Raw genomic sequence first — 14,113 nt, 5'->3', positions numbered from 1 at the left:
CTATAGCTGCGCGAGATGGAGGAATCGGCATGCAGATCATCAACAGAGTCATGGTGGGAGAATCCCTGGTCGGCGAAGGCAATGAGGTTGCCCATATCGACCTGTTGATCGGCCCGCGCGGCAGCGCGGTGGAAACCGCGTTCTGCAACGCCCTGACCAACAACAAGGACGGTTTTACCTCGGTTCTGGCTGTCATCGAGCCGAACCTGCCCTGCAAGCCCAATACGGTGATGTACAACAAGGTCACGATCCGCGGATCCGGTCAGGCCATGCAGCTGTTCGGGCCGGCGCAATCGGGTATTGCCAAGGCAGTGCGCGATTGCGTGGCGGAAGGCGTGATCCCGCTCGAGGAAGCCGACAACCTGTTTATCTGCGTCGGTGTTTTCATTCACTGGCAGGCGCGCGACGACAGCAGGATACACGACTACAACTATCAGGCGACAAAAGAGGCCATTCAGCGCGCGGTTACCGGACGGCCGACGGCCGCGGAGATACTCGGCCTGAAATCATAACCGCCGCCCGATGATCAGTGATCGCGCCTGCGATGCGATACGGGTGCGTTGGCAGGCAGGACCGGCGCGATCTGAGTCTCGCGCCTGCGCTCGATCTCGACGCCCACGCCCCCCGGCCCCAGTTCCAGCTTTTCCGCCCGCACCACCACGCGGGTGACGCGCGGATTCTCGAGGATGAACGCGGCAATGCGCTCGGCCAGCGTTTCCGACAGCTCGATATGGCCGCGCGCGACGATGGCGCGAATACCGTCCATGATCAGGTCATAGGACACGATGTGGCGCATGTCCTCGGGATTGCGGGTGACCCGCAGGACATCGGCGGTGACGTCGAAACGCATCTTCTGGGCAATGCCGTGCTCGAAACTGTACGCGCCGATATGGACGGGCAGGACGAAATCACGGACGAAAATCTTGTCCGTCCCAAGCCCTTCTTCGGCCGGATCGGGGAAATAGCCGCGCGCCGCCAGCAATTGATAATCGACACCGGGCGCAAGACTGTCCCGCCGCTCTGGAGGAATGAGCTCGCGGATTTGCGAAGCCGCCTCAACGTTGATCGTGCCCGCATGGGCATTCTCGAAAAATGCCTGCCTGAAACCCAGAATATCCAGCTGAAAACTGAGAAGACGCGGGATATCCGGCGTTTCAAGCGCACCGGCGATGCCGACCAGGATCGAAAGCGCGTGGCACTCCCGGACATAGGCATCGATTCGGGCGAGCGACACATGGTTCAACAGCCGCGATCCGTTGCTCGTATCCAGCATGATCACGGCAAAGCCCTGGGACGACAGGCTGGACACGTCGGGCAACGCGCTCATCAGGTCCACATGAACGACCGCCATCCACTTTGCCGGAGCGGGCAAGCCGGGGAGGGCGTGAAGCGGCGTGGACGTTTCGACCGGAATGCCGATGAACCCAAGCCCTGCACCCGCCAGTTCCCCGGCACGGGATGCGAGCGCCGCCTCCGGCAATGTTGCGGACAGCGCGGCCTTGCCGCGCGCGGCTTTTGCATAGGGCTGCAACGCTTGCAGATCAGATGCCGGTACATCAATGATGTCGGCGCCGCACTGAAGGACGATGTCCGCCTCTTCAGGACTGCGGACAATGGCAAGCATCTTGGTCATGGGCAAAAACCTCCGGATGCACCATGAACTACATGTATCGGCGCATGTCCGCGCCGATCATGACGCCATGAAATGGCGTCATTGCGAAACAGGGCACCTATTTCAGTGCCAGCTCAGAACAACCTTGCCCGAGCTTCCCGAGCGCATGGCGTCGAAGCCCGCCTGGAAATCATCGATCGGCAGGCGGTGGGTGATGATCCGGCTCAGATCGAGCCCCCCTTGCACGAAGGCAATCATCTTGTACCAGGTCTCGAACATTTCCCGGCCGTAAATGCCCTTCAGGTTGAGCATCTTGAAAATGACCTTGTTCCAGTCGATCTCGAAGCCGGTCGGCGCAATGCCGAGAATGGCAATCTTGCCGCCATTGTTCATCTTGTCGATCATGTCGCGGAAGGCCGGCGCGGCGCCGGACATTTCGAGGCCGACGTCAAAACCTTCGGTCATGCCGATCTGGCGCATGACATCTGCAAGGTTTTCCTTCGACGCATCGACCACGTGATCGATGCCCAGCTGCTTGGCAAGCGCAAGGCGGGACGGGTTGATGTCGGTGATGACGACCTTGCGGGCGCCCGAGCGCTTGGCAACCAGCGCGCCCATGATGCCGATGGGCCCGGCGCCCGTGACCAGCACGTCCTCGCCCACCAGATCGAAACTCAGCGCGGTGTGAACCGCATTGCCGAACGGATCGAAAATCGCGGCGATCTCATCGGAAATATCGTCGGGAATCGGCACGACATTGTATTCCGGAATGCACACATACTCGCCGAACGAGCCGGGACGATGCACCCCGACGCCCAGCGTGTTGCGGCAGAGATGCCCCCTGCCCGCCCGGCAGTTGCGGCAGGTGCCGCAGACAATATGCCCCTCGCCGGAAACCCGCTGCCCGACCTTGTATTTGGTGACCGCCGAGCCGATATCGGCAATCTCGCCGCAGAACTCATGCCCGACAACCATCGGCACGGGAATCGTCGCCTGCGCCCACTGATCCCAATTGTAGATGTGAACGTCGGTGCCGCAGATCGCGGATTTCTTCACGCGGATCAGCACATCGTTGGGACCGGGCTCCGGCACGGGAACATGTTCCATCCAGATGCCGGGTTCCGCCTTGGCCTTTACCAGTGCCTTCATCATGTTCGACATGGTGTTTTTCCTATTTGATGATGCCGAGATCACGCCCGACTTCGGCAAAGACGTCTATAGCGCGGGCGACATCTTCCGTGGTGTGGGCAGCAGACATTTGGGTGCGGATGCGCGCCTGGCCTTTCGGCACGACCGGGAAGGCAAAACCGATGACATAGACGCCCTTGTCCAGCATGCGCGCCGCCATTTCCTGCGCCAGCGATGCGTCGCCCAGCATGACCGGGATGATTGGATGATCGGCACCGGCAAGCGTGAAGCCGAGCTTGCTCATATCCCTGCGGAAATGCGCGGCATTGGCGCTGAGGCGCGCCCGCAGGTCGGCACCCCGGTCGATCAGGTCGAAGACCTTCAGCGAGGCTGCCGCGATGACCGGCGCCAGCGTGTTGGAGAACAGATAGGGCCGCGACCGCTGGCGCAGCCAGTCGATCACTTCGGCCTTCCCGGAGGTGTAACCGCCGGAGGCGCCGCCCAGTGCCTTGCCCAGCGTGCCGGTGATGATATCAACCCGGCCTTCCACACCGCAATGTTCGGCCGAACCGCGGCCATGCTTGCCGACAAAGCCGACCGCATGGCTGTCGTCGACCATGACCATGGCGCCGTATTTTTCGGCGAGATCGCAGACGCCGCCGAGATTGGCGATAATGCCGTCCATGGAAAAGACGCCATCGGTGGCGATCAGCTTGAACCGGCTGCCTTCGGCTTTCTTCAGTTCTTCCTCCAGCGCCGCCATATCGTTGTTGGCATAGCGGAAGCGCTTTGCCTTCGACAGGCGCACGCCGTCAATGATCGAGGCATGGTTCAGCGCATCGGAAATGATCGCATCCTCTTCGCCCAAAAGGGTCTCGAACAGGCCGCCATTGGCATCGAAGCAGCTGGAATAGAGGATCGTGTCTTCCAGCCCGAGAAAGCTGGAGATGCGCGACTCAAGCTGCTTGTGCTCTTCCTGCGTGCCGCAGATGAAACGGACCGAAGCCATGCCATAGCCGTAACGGTCGAGTGCGGCTTTTCCGGCTTCCGCCAGCTCCGCATTGTCGGCAAGACCGAGATAATTGTTGGCGCAGAAATTCAGGACCCTGGCACCGCCGGAGACCTCGATTTGCCCGGCCTGCTTGGAGGTGATGACACGTTCGGACTTGTAAAGCCCGGACTCCTTCAAGCCTTTCAGCTCGCTCGTGAGGTGATCGATGAATTGCTGGGTCATGATCGGTATGGTGTCCTGCTGTGTTCTTCCGGCGGGGCCGTGGCGTTGGTGCAATCGGATATTCGCAGGCTGTGTCATCTCACGATCGGATGAATGTCTCAAGCCCCAGATTGAACAGCGGCCGGACGGCACCGAGAATGGCGAACTCCTCGCTTGATTTGTCCGCGATCAGAACCGGCAGTTCCAGCGTTCCGATCAGGCCTTCCGCCTGAAAGGCCTGCTCAAACGCCTGCCAGACATCCGCATTGGCAATGAACGGCCCTGTCACGATAACCCGCTTGGGAAAAAGCAGGCGGCAGACATTGGCGAGGGATCGCGCCATGAGCTCGACCCCGGTGCGCATATCTTCCATGTCGAGCAGGGGCCGCCGGGCCATTTGCCCGGCCAGCACTTCCTCGTTCTCGGACAGGGACGGCCATTGTTCGAGCATCCGGGGCAGCAGCGCCCAGAGCGACGCTGCTGTTTCAAGACAGCCGTGATTGCCGCAGCCGCAGGGGCGGTCTTCCAGCAGGTTGAAACGCCAATGGCCGATTTCGCCGAACGGTCCGCCCGCACGGATGAACGGATCGCCATTCACGCTATAGGCCAGGCCGATGCCCCAGCCCCAGTGCAGGAGCAATGTATTGTCGGTGCCGTAAACCGGGTCCTGCAGCATGCGGGCATTGAGTTCGGCATCGAGGTGCCGGCAGACCAGAACCTCCGGGGTGACCGGCGCCAGCGCCGCCGCCAGGTCGAAATCACGGATCTTCGGCCAGCGCGAGGTGAGCAGCCAGGTGCGGCTTTCGACATCGACAACGCCGGATACGGACACGGATGTCCCGATATGCTGCATTCCCGCCGGACACTTGTCCGCCAGAAGCGTGACCAGATCCTGCATGGCGGCCGTCATCTGGCCGCAGTCGGCGTCGGCCCGCATATCGAGACTGAAGCGTTCCAGCGTCCGGCCGCCGAAATCCACCAGCGTGCCGCGCAGGGAACGGCTCGACACGTGAATGACCGTTGCGGCAAAACGCTGCGTGTTGAGGCCGATCCGGATGGCGGGGCGGCCCCGCCCGCTTTTTTCGCCTGCCGTTTCCACCAGCAGGCCGCGGGCGATCAGATCCCCCACCACTTTTGACGTGGTGGTCGAGGTCATGTCGAGCGCTTCGGCAATGCCAGGGCGGGAATGCTGACCGCCGTCGGAGACAAGCGCCACGACCCGGGCGCAGTCACGCTGGTGGGCATCGTCATAATGTGTCTCGTCAACCGTCAGAATCATGCGGAAACGCCCTCGTTCTTATTTTTGAATAATATTATTCTAAAATACCTTGCAGTGCCATGGACAGCTATGCTTACAATGGCGGCCACGGTGAAAAGCATATGCAAGAAGGTTGGTAAAGCCCATGGTCGATACGCGTATTTTATCTGACAAGCAGGTCCTTGGCGCGACCGGCGCTGCGCTTGGCGCGGCGGCGATCCGCCAGGCGATCGCGCAAAAGGGCAAGGCGTCGATCATTGTCGCCACGGGCGCCAGCCAATTCGAACTCCTGCAAAATCTCGTTGCAGCGGAGGACATTGACTGGTCGCGGGTTACGGCGTTCCATCTCGATGAGTATGTCGGCATGGACATCACCCACCCCGCCAGCTTCCGCAAATATCTGCAGGAGCGGTTCGTTGCGCCGCTCGGTGGCAATGTAACGTTTCATCCGGTCAATGCCGAGGGCAATCCGCAGGCCGAAGCAAAGCGGCTCAGCGCGGTGATCGCCGAACACGATATCGATGTCTGCTTTGCCGGTATCGGCGAAAACTGCCATCTGGCCTTCAACGATCCGCCCGCCGATTTCGATACGGAAGAGCCCTACATCGTCGTGACGCTGGACGAAGCCTGCCGCAGGCAGCAGATGGGTGAAGGCTGGTTCCCGTCGCTGGACGCCGTGCCTGAGCAGGCCATCTCGATGAGCATCCGGCAAATCCTCAAAAGCCGCCTCATCATCCTTTCCGTGCCCGACGCGCGCAAGGCGCAGGCCGTCAAGGACGCGCTGGAAGGTCCGGTCGACCCACGTCATCCCGCCTCGATCGTCCAGACCCATCCGCAGACAATCCTGCTGCTCGATCCGGACTCGGCGTCGAAACTGTCATGATCACATCTGGCCTCGTCGATATCCAGGTCAACGGGTTTGCCGGGGTGGATTTCAACGCCGCCAGCCTGACGCCGGAGGCGCTGGACCGCGCCCTGGAGGCCATGCTGGCAACGGGCGTCACCACATGCCTGCCGACGATCATCACCGCCTATCCCGATGAACTGGAGGCACGCTTTACCGCGCTCGACCGCTGTGTCAGCGCCAGCCGTCTCGGCCCGCTGATGTGTCCGGGATACCATCTGGAGGGGCCGTTTCTCAATCCGGCGCAGGGTTTTTCCGGGTGCCATCCCGCACAGGCCATGATATCGGCTGATCCCGCGCTGGTCACGCGTCTGCAAGACGCGATCAAGCGGCCGATTCTTCTCGTGACCGTCGCGCCGGAGATATCCGGCGGCCTCGATTTCATCCGGGCCATGGCGGCGCGGGATATTCTGGTTGCAATCGGCCATTCCGCTGCGGATTTCGCCATGGTCGAGGCTGCGGCGCTGGCCGGTGCGAGCCTGTCGACGCATCTCGGCAACGGCCTGCCGCAGATCATGCCCAAGCTCGACAATCCGCTCTTTGCCCAGCTTGGCGAAGACCGGCTGCTGGCGACCTTCATTGCCGACGGCATTCATCTTCCACCCAAGGCGCTGAAATCGCTGATGCGGGCCAAGGGTTTCGAACGCTGCGCCCTGGTGACCGACGCCGTCGCCGCCGCAGCCGTTCCCGCAGGCACCTATGATTTCGCCGGCATGCGTATCGAGCGCACCGCAGACGGCACCGTGCGCCTGCCCGGAACGACGGGGCTGGCCGGATCGTCCCTTTGTCTCGATGACGCGGTGCGCAACCTTGTCCGTTGGGGCATCGCGTCCTTCGAACAGGCCGTTGAAATGGCCTCGACGCGATTGCTGGTTGCGCTGGCACCGGCCTTGCACGCCCGCAACATCGCCCTGCCGCATGCGGAAATCGACTGGTCGGACAGCATGGCCATCCGCAGCGTCCGCATCGGCGACGAGATCAGAAACTGCAACTGAAACATCCAAGAACAATAAAGGGGAATGCAAATGGGAAATGACCAGTTTCGAATGAGCCGCCGGGCGCTGCTGGGCGGCATGACCGCATCGGCAATGGCGGGCGCGATGCCCGCCTGGGCCAAGACGCCCGCTCTGCCCTCCGCGCCTGTCGTGATCACCGTGATGGACGTGGGCGGTGCGCTGGCGCTGATCCAGCCCGCATTCGAGGAATATGCCAAGACCTATCCGGAACGGGCATCGCGGATCATCTTCACCAAGGCGCCGGTGACGGAGCTCGCCGGCAAGCTCAAGGCGCAGCAGAGCGCGGGCCGCGTCGATATCGATATCGTTCTGACCGGCAGCGACGGATTGGCGGCCGGGCTTGCCAATGAAACATGGCTGAAAATCCTGCCGGATTTCGCCGACAAATTTCCGGGAATCGAGGAAAACTACGAACCCGCCGCGCTCGCCCTGCACAAGGCGCAGGGCGACGGCTACGGCGTCGTCGTCAATTATTACCCCTCGGGCCCGCTGATCGAATATGATCCGGAACGGGTCAAGAAGGTTCCGACCAGCGCGGAAGAACTTCTGGCCTATGCCAAGGAAAACCCCGGCCGCTTCATGTATGCCCGCCCGACCAATTCCGGTCCCGGCCGCACCTTCATGATGGGACTGCCCTATATTCTCGGCGACAAGGACCCGCAGGACCCGGTCAATGGCTGGGACAAGACCTGGGCCTATCTCGCCGATCTCGGCCAGTATATCGACTATTACCCCGCTGGAACCGGCGCGACGATGAAGGAATTCGGCGAAGGATCGCGCGACATCATCATCAGCACCACCGGCTGGGACATCAATCCGCGCGCGCTCGGCATCGTGCCCGAAACGGCAAAGATCGGCACCCTCAAGGGTTTCCACTGGGTTTCCGACGCCTTCTTCATGTGCATGCCCAAGGGCATCGCCGACGACAAGGCGGCTGTCGTCCTTGACCTGATGGCCTTCCTGCTTACACCCAAGGCGCAGGCCTATTCCTATGACGAGGGCTATCTCTATCCGGGTCCGGCGGTGAAGAACGTGCCGCTGTCCATGGCACCGCAGCACAGCCAGGACGTGATCAAGCAGTTCGGCCGGGAGGAATATGCCGGGCTGATCGCCAACAACCCGATCGAACTGCCGCTGAAGCCGGACAAGATGGTCATCGCCTTCCGCAAATGGGACGAACTGGTCGGTTCCAAGAAAGCGAAGTAACGGCCTACTGCACCTGAACCAGGTGCCCCGCCGAGACTTCATTGTATTGCCGCACGGGTACAATGAAGTCCGGCGTGCGCACCGGGCTCTTGATCTCGTCATTGGAGACCGGCCGCTTGATGCCACGCCGCGACGGATCGGGCACCGGCACGGCTGAAATGAGCTTGCGCGTATAGGGATGCTGCGGGTTCTCGAAAATGGCTTCGCGCGATCCGATCTCGACGATTTCACCGAGATACATCACCGCGATGCGATGGCTGACCCGTTCCACCACGGCGATATCGTGCGAGATGAAGAGATAGGCGAGGTTGAGGCTCGCCTGCAGATCGAGCAAAAGGTTGATGACCTGCGCCTTGATCGACACGTCCAGCGCCGAGACGGATTCATCGGCGACGATCAGTTTCGGATCGAGTGCGAGTGCGCGGGCAATGCACACGCGCTGCCTTTGACCGCCGGAAAATTCATGCGGATAGCGGCTTGCCATATCCGCCGTCAGCCCGACCCGCTCGAGGAGATCGGCAACACGCTCTTTTGCCTGCGCGCGCGTTCCCAGCTTGTGTTCGAGATAGGGTTCGGCAATCGCCGCGCCGACGGTGATGCGCGGGTTGAGACTGGCGAACGGGTCCTGAAAGATCATCTGCATGGTGCGGCGCATATCGCGCAGCCGCTTCGGCTCCATGGTCAGCACGTCTTCCCCGTTGAGCAGCACCTCGCCGCTGAGCGGCTGCACCAAACGCATGATCGAGCGTCCGGTCGTCGACTTGCCGCAACCGGATTCACCGACGAGCGACAGCGTTTCGCCCGGCTGCAGGGTGAAGGACAGATTCTCCACCGCATGCACGCGGCCTTCCAGTTGTCCGAACATCCCCGAGTGAATATTGAAGCGGGTGGTGAGGTTCTTCACCTCGAGCAGTGGCTTTACCTGCGATTTGACGGTGTCGGCGGCCTCGACAGGCACATCCGACGTGCCGGTTGCCCGATCCACCACCGGAAACCGCAAAGGACGCTTGTGTCCCTTCATCGAGCCGAGAATGGGAACAGCGGAAAGAAGCGAGCGGGTATAGGGATGCTGCGGACGGGCAAAGATGTCCTCGGTCCTGCCGGTTTCCACCGCCTCGCCATTGTACATGACGACGGTGCGGTCGGCGATCTCGGCGACAACACCCATATCGTGGGTGATGAAGAGGACGGATGTGCCCTCCTCTTCCTGCAGCAGCTTGATCAGATCAAGAATCTGGCCCTGGATCGTCACGTCTAGCGCCGTCGTCGGCTCATCCGCTATCAGCAGCTTCGGCTTGCTCGCCAGCGCCATGGCAATCATCACGCGCTGGCGCATGCCGCCGGAGAAGCGGTGCGGATACTCGTCGAAGCGCGATTGCGCGGCGGGAATGCGCACCTTCTCCAGAAGCCGGATCGTTTCGGCCTTGGCTTCCGCCCGCGACATGGCGGAATGGCAGAGCAGGGCTTCGCTGATCTGCCGGCCCACGGTGAACAGCGGATTGAGCGAGGTCATCGGCTCCTGAAAGATCATGGCGACGTCATTGCCGCGCACCGCCCGCATCTGGCTCTCGGGAAGCGCAAGAATGTCCTTGCCGTCCAGCATGATGCGGCCTTCGATGCGGCTCTTGTCCTTCTGCAACAGCCGCATGATCGACAGCGATGTCACGCTCTTGCCCGAACCGGATTCGCCGACGATGGCCACCGTCTCCCCCGGCGCCACGTCGAACGAGACATTGCGCACAACCGGCCGCCATCTACCGTCGGACTGGAAGGATGTCGTCAGATTGGAGACCGACAGGACCGGAGCAAGTGCATTGCTCCCCTTGTCAGAAGGAGAAGGCTGACGGTTTTCCATGCTTATAAATCCTTTCCGTTGGCAGATGGCGATGCGCTGATCAATCGGGCCAGCGCATGAGACCGGCCATGCGGCGGGTGTAGCGGTTTTCAACCGGGGTCGAGATGATCGCGTTGGACGCGCGCGCCTTGCCGAGCTCTTCCGTCAGACGGCTGGCCACAATGGTTTCTTCTCCCGGATGCAGATTGCACGGGTCCATATAGAAATAACCGTGTTCAACCTCGTGGTCCCGGACGATCACCGGGCGCGCGCCCTGTGCCAGTGCATCGGCGAGATCCCAGGCGGAGATATGGGCGGCCTGCGGTTCGATGGTGACGCGCAGGCGGTCGAGCGGGTTATGTGTCGGATCGGGCTCGATGACTGCCGTGACGCCCGGCTTGCCTGCAAGCGTCTGCTGCCAGAGGTTGAGATAGCCGGTTTCCCGCTCGCGGATACCCGCATGGTCGCGCTTTTCCCAGGCTTCCAGCGCAGCGATGGTTCCAAGGATGCTCTCCTTGCCCACTTTCATGCCGCGGCCGATGCCCATGTTCTGCAGGAAGGTGTTGCGGACGAAATCCTTGGTGCCGGCAACGATACCGCCGGTCGGACCGCCCAAAAACTTGTGTGCGGAATAGAGCGCGATGTCGGCCCCCTGCTCCAGGAAAATCTTCAGATCATATTCGGACGCCGCATCGACGATGACTGGCACGCCGCGGGCGTGGCAGACTTCGGCAAATTTCTGCAGGGCAACGAGGCCGTACTGAACCGTGTGATGCGAGACAACAAAGACGGCAGCGGCGGTGCGTTCGTTGATTGCCCCATCGAGATGATAGGGGTAGCAGGATGTCGCCTGACCGACCAGAACGGCCTTGGCACCGGCGAGCCGGATACCCTGATCGACCGGCGCGCCATAGCTGACCACTTGGCCCATCTGGATGATCACCTCATCCTTCAGGCCCGTGGTGTCGGGCAGGCGTTCGATGGCGGCAAGATCGTTCCCCGTCATGGCCGCAGCGACCGCAAGACTGATGCCGGCGGAACAGGACGCCGTGACAAAGCCGGCCTCGCCGCCCGTCAGCCGGGCAATCACCGGGCTCGCCTTCTTCTGCAGGTCGTTGACCTCGACGAACTGCGGCAGGATTGCCGTCATGGCGGCGACCGCTTGCGGAACCACGATCGACGCCCCCAGCGAGGTCATCGTGCCGGACACGTTGATAACGGGTCGCAACCCGAGCGTTTCGCGAATATCGTCGGGGTTGTGAGAGTCTGTCATGCTAATCTCCTCGAAATGTTGCCGCTTGCAACACATTCCATTTTCTAGGCATATATGCCATTATAATGTAATAAACTGTTTGAACATCAATCGAGCCTGCCAGGAGCCTGAACGTGGACGCAAAGACATCAGACATGGGCGCTGCCCCCGGTCTTGAGACAACCGAACAACCGGAAGCGACGGGCCGCCGTTCCCGTGTCAGCGGCATCGACCGTGCCTTGCAGGTCCTGGACTATCTCTACGAAACCGGCAGTCCGGCCGGTGTCTACGGTATTGCCAAAGCCATCGGCGCGCCGCTGTCCACCGTCTATGTCATCATTGACGATCTGGTCGAGAAGAACCTTCTTTCCCGCAACAATGACGGCTCCGTCTGGCTGGGTGCACGGCTTTACCACTACGGTCTCGCCTATGCCCGCTCGCTGGATTTTCTCGACGTCGCCAACCACGAAATGCACAATCTCAGCCGCGTATCGGGTGAAACGGTGCAGGTTTGCGGCCGCGACGGCGATCATATGATGGTTCTGGCCATGGCCGATGGTCCCGGCCATTTCCATGTCACGTCGCGCGTCGGTACGCGCGTACCGCTGAACTGGACCGCATCCGGCCGCCTGCTTGTCGGCCATCTGCCCGAAGCCGAACGGCTTGATCTGTTCAAGCGCTGCGCCAAATCTTCGCCCACCGGCCGCGCCGTCATCGAACCGGCAGCGCTGTCGAAAGCCGCTGCCGAGGCGCTGCAATCGCGCATTTCCATCCAGGCGGGCGAATCCGACTACGCCGTCGCCTGTGTTGCCTCGCCCGTATGCGACGACAAGGGCACCTGCGTTGCCACCATCTCCATCGTTCTGCCCGAGCAGAAGATTGCCGATGACCCCGAGCGCTACACGGCCGAGGTCAAGGCATCTGCCGAACGGATCGAAACGGTGATGGGCTGGCGCAGTCATTCCTGATCCTAGTCCCTCAAGGCGATGATCGCCTCGATCTCCACGGTGATGTTGCCCGGCAGTGAGCCGAAGCCCACGGCCGAGCGGGCATGCTGTCCCGCATCGCCGAACACGTCGATCAGCAGATCGGAGCATCCGTTGATAACAAGCGGATGATCGGCAAAGTCAGGCACGGCATTGACCATGCCGAGCAACTTGACCACCTGCTTGACGCGGCCAAGATCGCCCAGGGCGGAATGCAGGACCGCCAGCAGGTTGATACCGGTCAGCCGGGCATGGGCATAGGCGTCCTCGACGCTGACGTTATCGCCCACCTTGCCCGTATGCATGAAGCCGTCATCCTCGCGCGGGCCCTGGCCCGAGAGGTACAGCATGTTGCCTTCCTGAATGTGGGTAACGAAATTGGCAATCGGACGCGGTGCCGGCGGCAGCACGATGCCCAGCGCCTTCAGCCTGGTGTAAGGAGATGTGCCGGCGTCGACAGCCGGACTGGATGAAGGATTCACGCGAGCTCCTTAGCGGTATGAATGGGTATGGCGGTGATTGACCAGCTCGGGCTTCACCGGTTGATAGCGGCTCGCCGCGATGGTTTCGGTGCCCAGAACCACCATGCGCGGTTCGAACAGTTTGTGCAGCGTCGCTTCATAGCCCAGCGAATCGATGACGCTGAGATCTGAATCGACCAGTTCAAAGATGGTGAACTCGGCCGGCTTGCCGACGGCGAGGAGATTGTCGGTCGGCAGGCCGATGGCCGATGCCGGCGAGAGCGTGACGGCCTCGACAACTTTGTCGAACGGCATGCCGACGCTCAGCAGCTTCGACATCGTCGTTCCCAGATCCCACACGGAATAGTTCAGACTGTGCAGGTGGATGTCCGTCGAGATGGAGAAAGGCAGCAGGCCGCGGCTGATGGCGACTTCCGCCACGCGGAACGAGAACGACGCGCCGCCATGGCCGATATCGAGCCGGATACCTTCACCGGCGCAGCGTTCCGCCAGTTCGAACAGATCCTCGTCTTCGATGATGCTGGCGCCGACCTTGCCGTTGAAGCAATGGGTGATGATATCGCCCGGTCCCAGGATCTCCAGCACTTCGTCATAGAGCGCAGGCGGTTCGCCCACATGCACCATCATCGGCAGTTTCAGAATCTTTGCCACCTTCTTGCCGACCTTGACCGGCGTCACGCCCCAGGAGCCGGTGATGACATGGCTGGCGCGCACCTTCAGGCCGACAATGTGGTCGCGGTTCTCGTTGACGCAGGCGACCGTGCGGTCGAGATCGATGGAGCGGATATCGCTGAGTTCGCTGACGCGGTTGCAGGCGACAAGACCAATCGAGCCGAGATTGAGGAAAGCCTTGATGCGCTCCTTTGCCGGTTCGATGATGTATTCGCGCAGGCCGTGGAAATTCGCCTCGCCGGCCGAGCCCGCATCGACGATGGTCGTCACGCCGCGCTCGACACCACAGATTTGCGGGCGAACCGAGATATCGGTTCCGCCATGCCAGACATGGGCATGCAGGTCGGTCCAGCCGGGCGAAATCCAGGCGCCCTTCATGTCAATGCGCCTGGCATCGCCGGCGACGTTCAGGGAGGGGCCGAATTCGGCGATTTTTCCATCCGCACCGATCAGGATATCGATGGTGCCGGAAGGTGTATTGGGGCCAAAGGCAACCGGCTTGACATTGGTCAGCAGCAAACGGCCGTCGGTTGCGGAGGGGGCGGGCATG

General features: G+C 61.6%; 13 protein-coding genes. 5 read left to right on the top strand and 8 right to left on the bottom strand.

What is annotated here, in order from left to right:
• Positions 1–29 precede the first annotated feature (29 nt).
• Positions 30–512, top strand: a complete 483-nt coding sequence (gene fae / locus AC1Q5O_RS17205) for a formaldehyde-activating enzyme (protein ID WP_223614787.1) — start codon at positions 30–32, stop codon at positions 510–512.
• A 14-nt stretch (positions 513–526) separates the two neighbouring features.
• On the opposite strand, the gene AC1Q5O_RS17200 is transcribed toward fae, so the two are convergent.
• From AC1Q5O_RS17200 to AC1Q5O_RS17185, 4 genes are all read right to left on the bottom strand, one after another.
• Positions 527–1,633 (bottom strand): (5-formylfuran-3-yl)methyl phosphate synthase, encoded by a 1,107-nt coding sequence (locus tag AC1Q5O_RS17200; RefSeq protein WP_492564549.1) that lies wholly within the window; start codon positions 1,631–1,633, stop codon positions 527–529.
• Positions 1,634–1,735: 102 nt separating this feature from the next.
• The gene (tdh, locus tag AC1Q5O_RS17195) at positions 1,736–2,773 is read right to left on the bottom strand and encodes an L-threonine 3-dehydrogenase (RefSeq protein WP_223614785.1); all 1,038 of its coding nucleotides are present in this window, start codon (positions 2,771–2,773) and stop codon (positions 1,736–1,738) included.
• A 10-nt stretch (positions 2,774–2,783) separates the two neighbouring features.
• A complete protein-coding gene (locus AC1Q5O_RS17190; RefSeq protein WP_492564547.1) occupies positions 2,784–3,974 on the bottom strand; it encodes a glycine C-acetyltransferase in 1,191 nt (396 codons plus the stop codon).
• Positions 3,975–4,053: 79 nt separating this feature from the next.
• The gene (locus tag AC1Q5O_RS17185) at positions 4,054–5,232 is read right to left on the bottom strand and encodes an ROK family protein (protein ID WP_492564545.1); all 1,179 of its coding nucleotides are present in this window, start codon (positions 5,230–5,232) and stop codon (positions 4,054–4,056) included.
• A gap of 124 nt (positions 5,233–5,356) precedes the next feature.
• On the opposite strand from AC1Q5O_RS17185, the gene AC1Q5O_RS17180 reads away from it, so the two are divergent.
• Genes AC1Q5O_RS17180 through AC1Q5O_RS17170 form a run of 3 tightly spaced genes read left to right on the top strand, consistent with a single transcriptional unit; the run spans position 5,357 to position 8,337 of the window.
• Entirely contained in the window at positions 5,357–6,094 is a 738-nt protein-coding gene (locus AC1Q5O_RS17180; protein WP_492564543.1) for a glucosamine-6-phosphate deaminase, read from the top strand.
• Positions 6,091–7,110: an N-acetylglucosamine-6-phosphate deacetylase gene (locus tag AC1Q5O_RS17175; protein ID WP_492564541.1), complete on the top strand. Its 1,020-nt coding sequence runs from the start codon at positions 6,091–6,093 to the stop codon at positions 7,108–7,110. Before AC1Q5O_RS17180 ends, AC1Q5O_RS17175 begins: the two co-directional genes overlap by 4 nt.
• Before the next feature lie 30 nt (positions 7,111–7,140).
• Positions 7,141–8,337, top strand: coding sequence for an ABC transporter substrate-binding protein (locus AC1Q5O_RS17170; RefSeq protein WP_492564539.1), 1,197 nt, complete (start codon positions 7,141–7,143; stop codon positions 8,335–8,337).
• Positions 8,338–8,341: 4 nt separating this feature from the next.
• On the opposite strand, the gene AC1Q5O_RS17165 is transcribed toward AC1Q5O_RS17170, so the two are convergent.
• Together AC1Q5O_RS17165 and AC1Q5O_RS17160 are read right to left on the bottom strand one after the other, a co-directional pair.
• On the bottom strand, positions 8,342–10,192 hold the full coding sequence (locus AC1Q5O_RS17165) for an ABC transporter ATP-binding protein (RefSeq protein ID WP_492564538.1): 1,851 nt from the start codon (positions 10,190–10,192) through the stop codon (positions 8,342–8,344).
• A gap of 40 nt (positions 10,193–10,232) precedes the next feature.
• On the bottom strand, positions 10,233–11,444 hold the full coding sequence (locus AC1Q5O_RS17160) for an aminotransferase class V-fold PLP-dependent enzyme (RefSeq protein ID WP_492564536.1): 1,212 nt from the start codon (positions 11,442–11,444) through the stop codon (positions 10,233–10,235).
• Positions 11,445–11,557: 113 nt separating this feature from the next.
• Between AC1Q5O_RS17160 and AC1Q5O_RS17155 the strand changes: the two genes are divergently transcribed.
• Positions 11,558–12,391 carry an IclR family transcriptional regulator gene (locus AC1Q5O_RS17155; RefSeq protein WP_374042759.1) on the top strand — a complete coding sequence of 278 codons (834 nt, stop codon included), beginning with the start codon at positions 11,558–11,560 and terminating at the stop codon, positions 12,389–12,391.
• Positions 12,392–12,393: 2 nt separating this feature from the next.
• Here the strand turns inward: AC1Q5O_RS17155 and AC1Q5O_RS17150 are convergent, their stop codons facing one another.
• Positions 12,394–12,891 carry a RidA family protein gene (locus AC1Q5O_RS17150; protein WP_288194274.1) on the bottom strand — a complete coding sequence of 166 codons (498 nt, stop codon included), beginning with the start codon at positions 12,889–12,891 and terminating at the stop codon, positions 12,394–12,396.
• Positions 12,892–12,900: 9 nt separating this feature from the next.
• Positions 12,901–14,112, bottom strand: a complete 1,212-nt coding sequence (locus AC1Q5O_RS17145) for an amidohydrolase/deacetylase family metallohydrolase (RefSeq protein ID WP_492564533.1) — start codon at positions 14,110–14,112, stop codon at positions 12,901–12,903.
• Position 14,113: the final 1 nt, after the last annotated feature.

Source organism: Phyllobacterium sp. MT110 (assembly GCF_058792715.1).
This window is presented reverse-complemented; position numbering and strand designations above follow the sequence as displayed.

Bases quoted from the DNA above. Each gene is read 5' to 3' on its own strand.
- AC1Q5O_RS17165 (WP_492564538.1), bottom strand. From the start codon at position 10,192: ATGGAAAACCGTCAGCCTTCTCCTTCTGACAAGGGGAGCAATGCACTT.
- AC1Q5O_RS17160 (WP_492564536.1), bottom strand. From the start codon at position 11,444: ATGACAGACTCTCACAACCCCGACGATATTCGCGAAACGCTCGGGTTG.
- AC1Q5O_RS17170 (WP_492564539.1), top strand. From the start codon at position 7,141: ATGGGAAATGACCAGTTTCGAATGAGCCGCCGGGCGCTGCTGGGCGGC.
- AC1Q5O_RS17175 (WP_492564541.1), top strand. From the start codon at position 6,091: ATGATCACATCTGGCCTCGTCGATATCCAGGTCAACGGGTTTGCCGGG.
- AC1Q5O_RS17200 (WP_492564549.1), bottom strand. From the start codon at position 1,633: ATGACCAAGATGCTTGCCATTGTCCGCAGTCCTGAAGAGGCGGACATC.
- AC1Q5O_RS17145 (WP_492564533.1), bottom strand. From the start codon at position 14,112: ATGCCCGCCCCCTCCGCAACCGACGGCCGTTTGCTGCTGACCAATGTC.
- tdh (WP_223614785.1), bottom strand. From the start codon at position 2,773: ATGTCGAACATGATGAAGGCACTGGTAAAGGCCAAGGCGGAACCCGGC.
- AC1Q5O_RS17185 (WP_492564545.1), bottom strand. From the start codon at position 5,232: ATGATTCTGACGGTTGACGAGACACATTATGACGATGCCCACCAGCGT.
- AC1Q5O_RS17190 (WP_492564547.1), bottom strand. From the start codon at position 3,974: ATGACCCAGCAATTCATCGATCACCTCACGAGCGAGCTGAAAGGCTTG.
- AC1Q5O_RS17180 (WP_492564543.1), top strand. From the start codon at position 5,357: ATGGTCGATACGCGTATTTTATCTGACAAGCAGGTCCTTGGCGCGACC.
- fae (WP_223614787.1), top strand. From the start codon at position 30: ATGCAGATCATCAACAGAGTCATGGTGGGAGAATCCCTGGTCGGCGAA.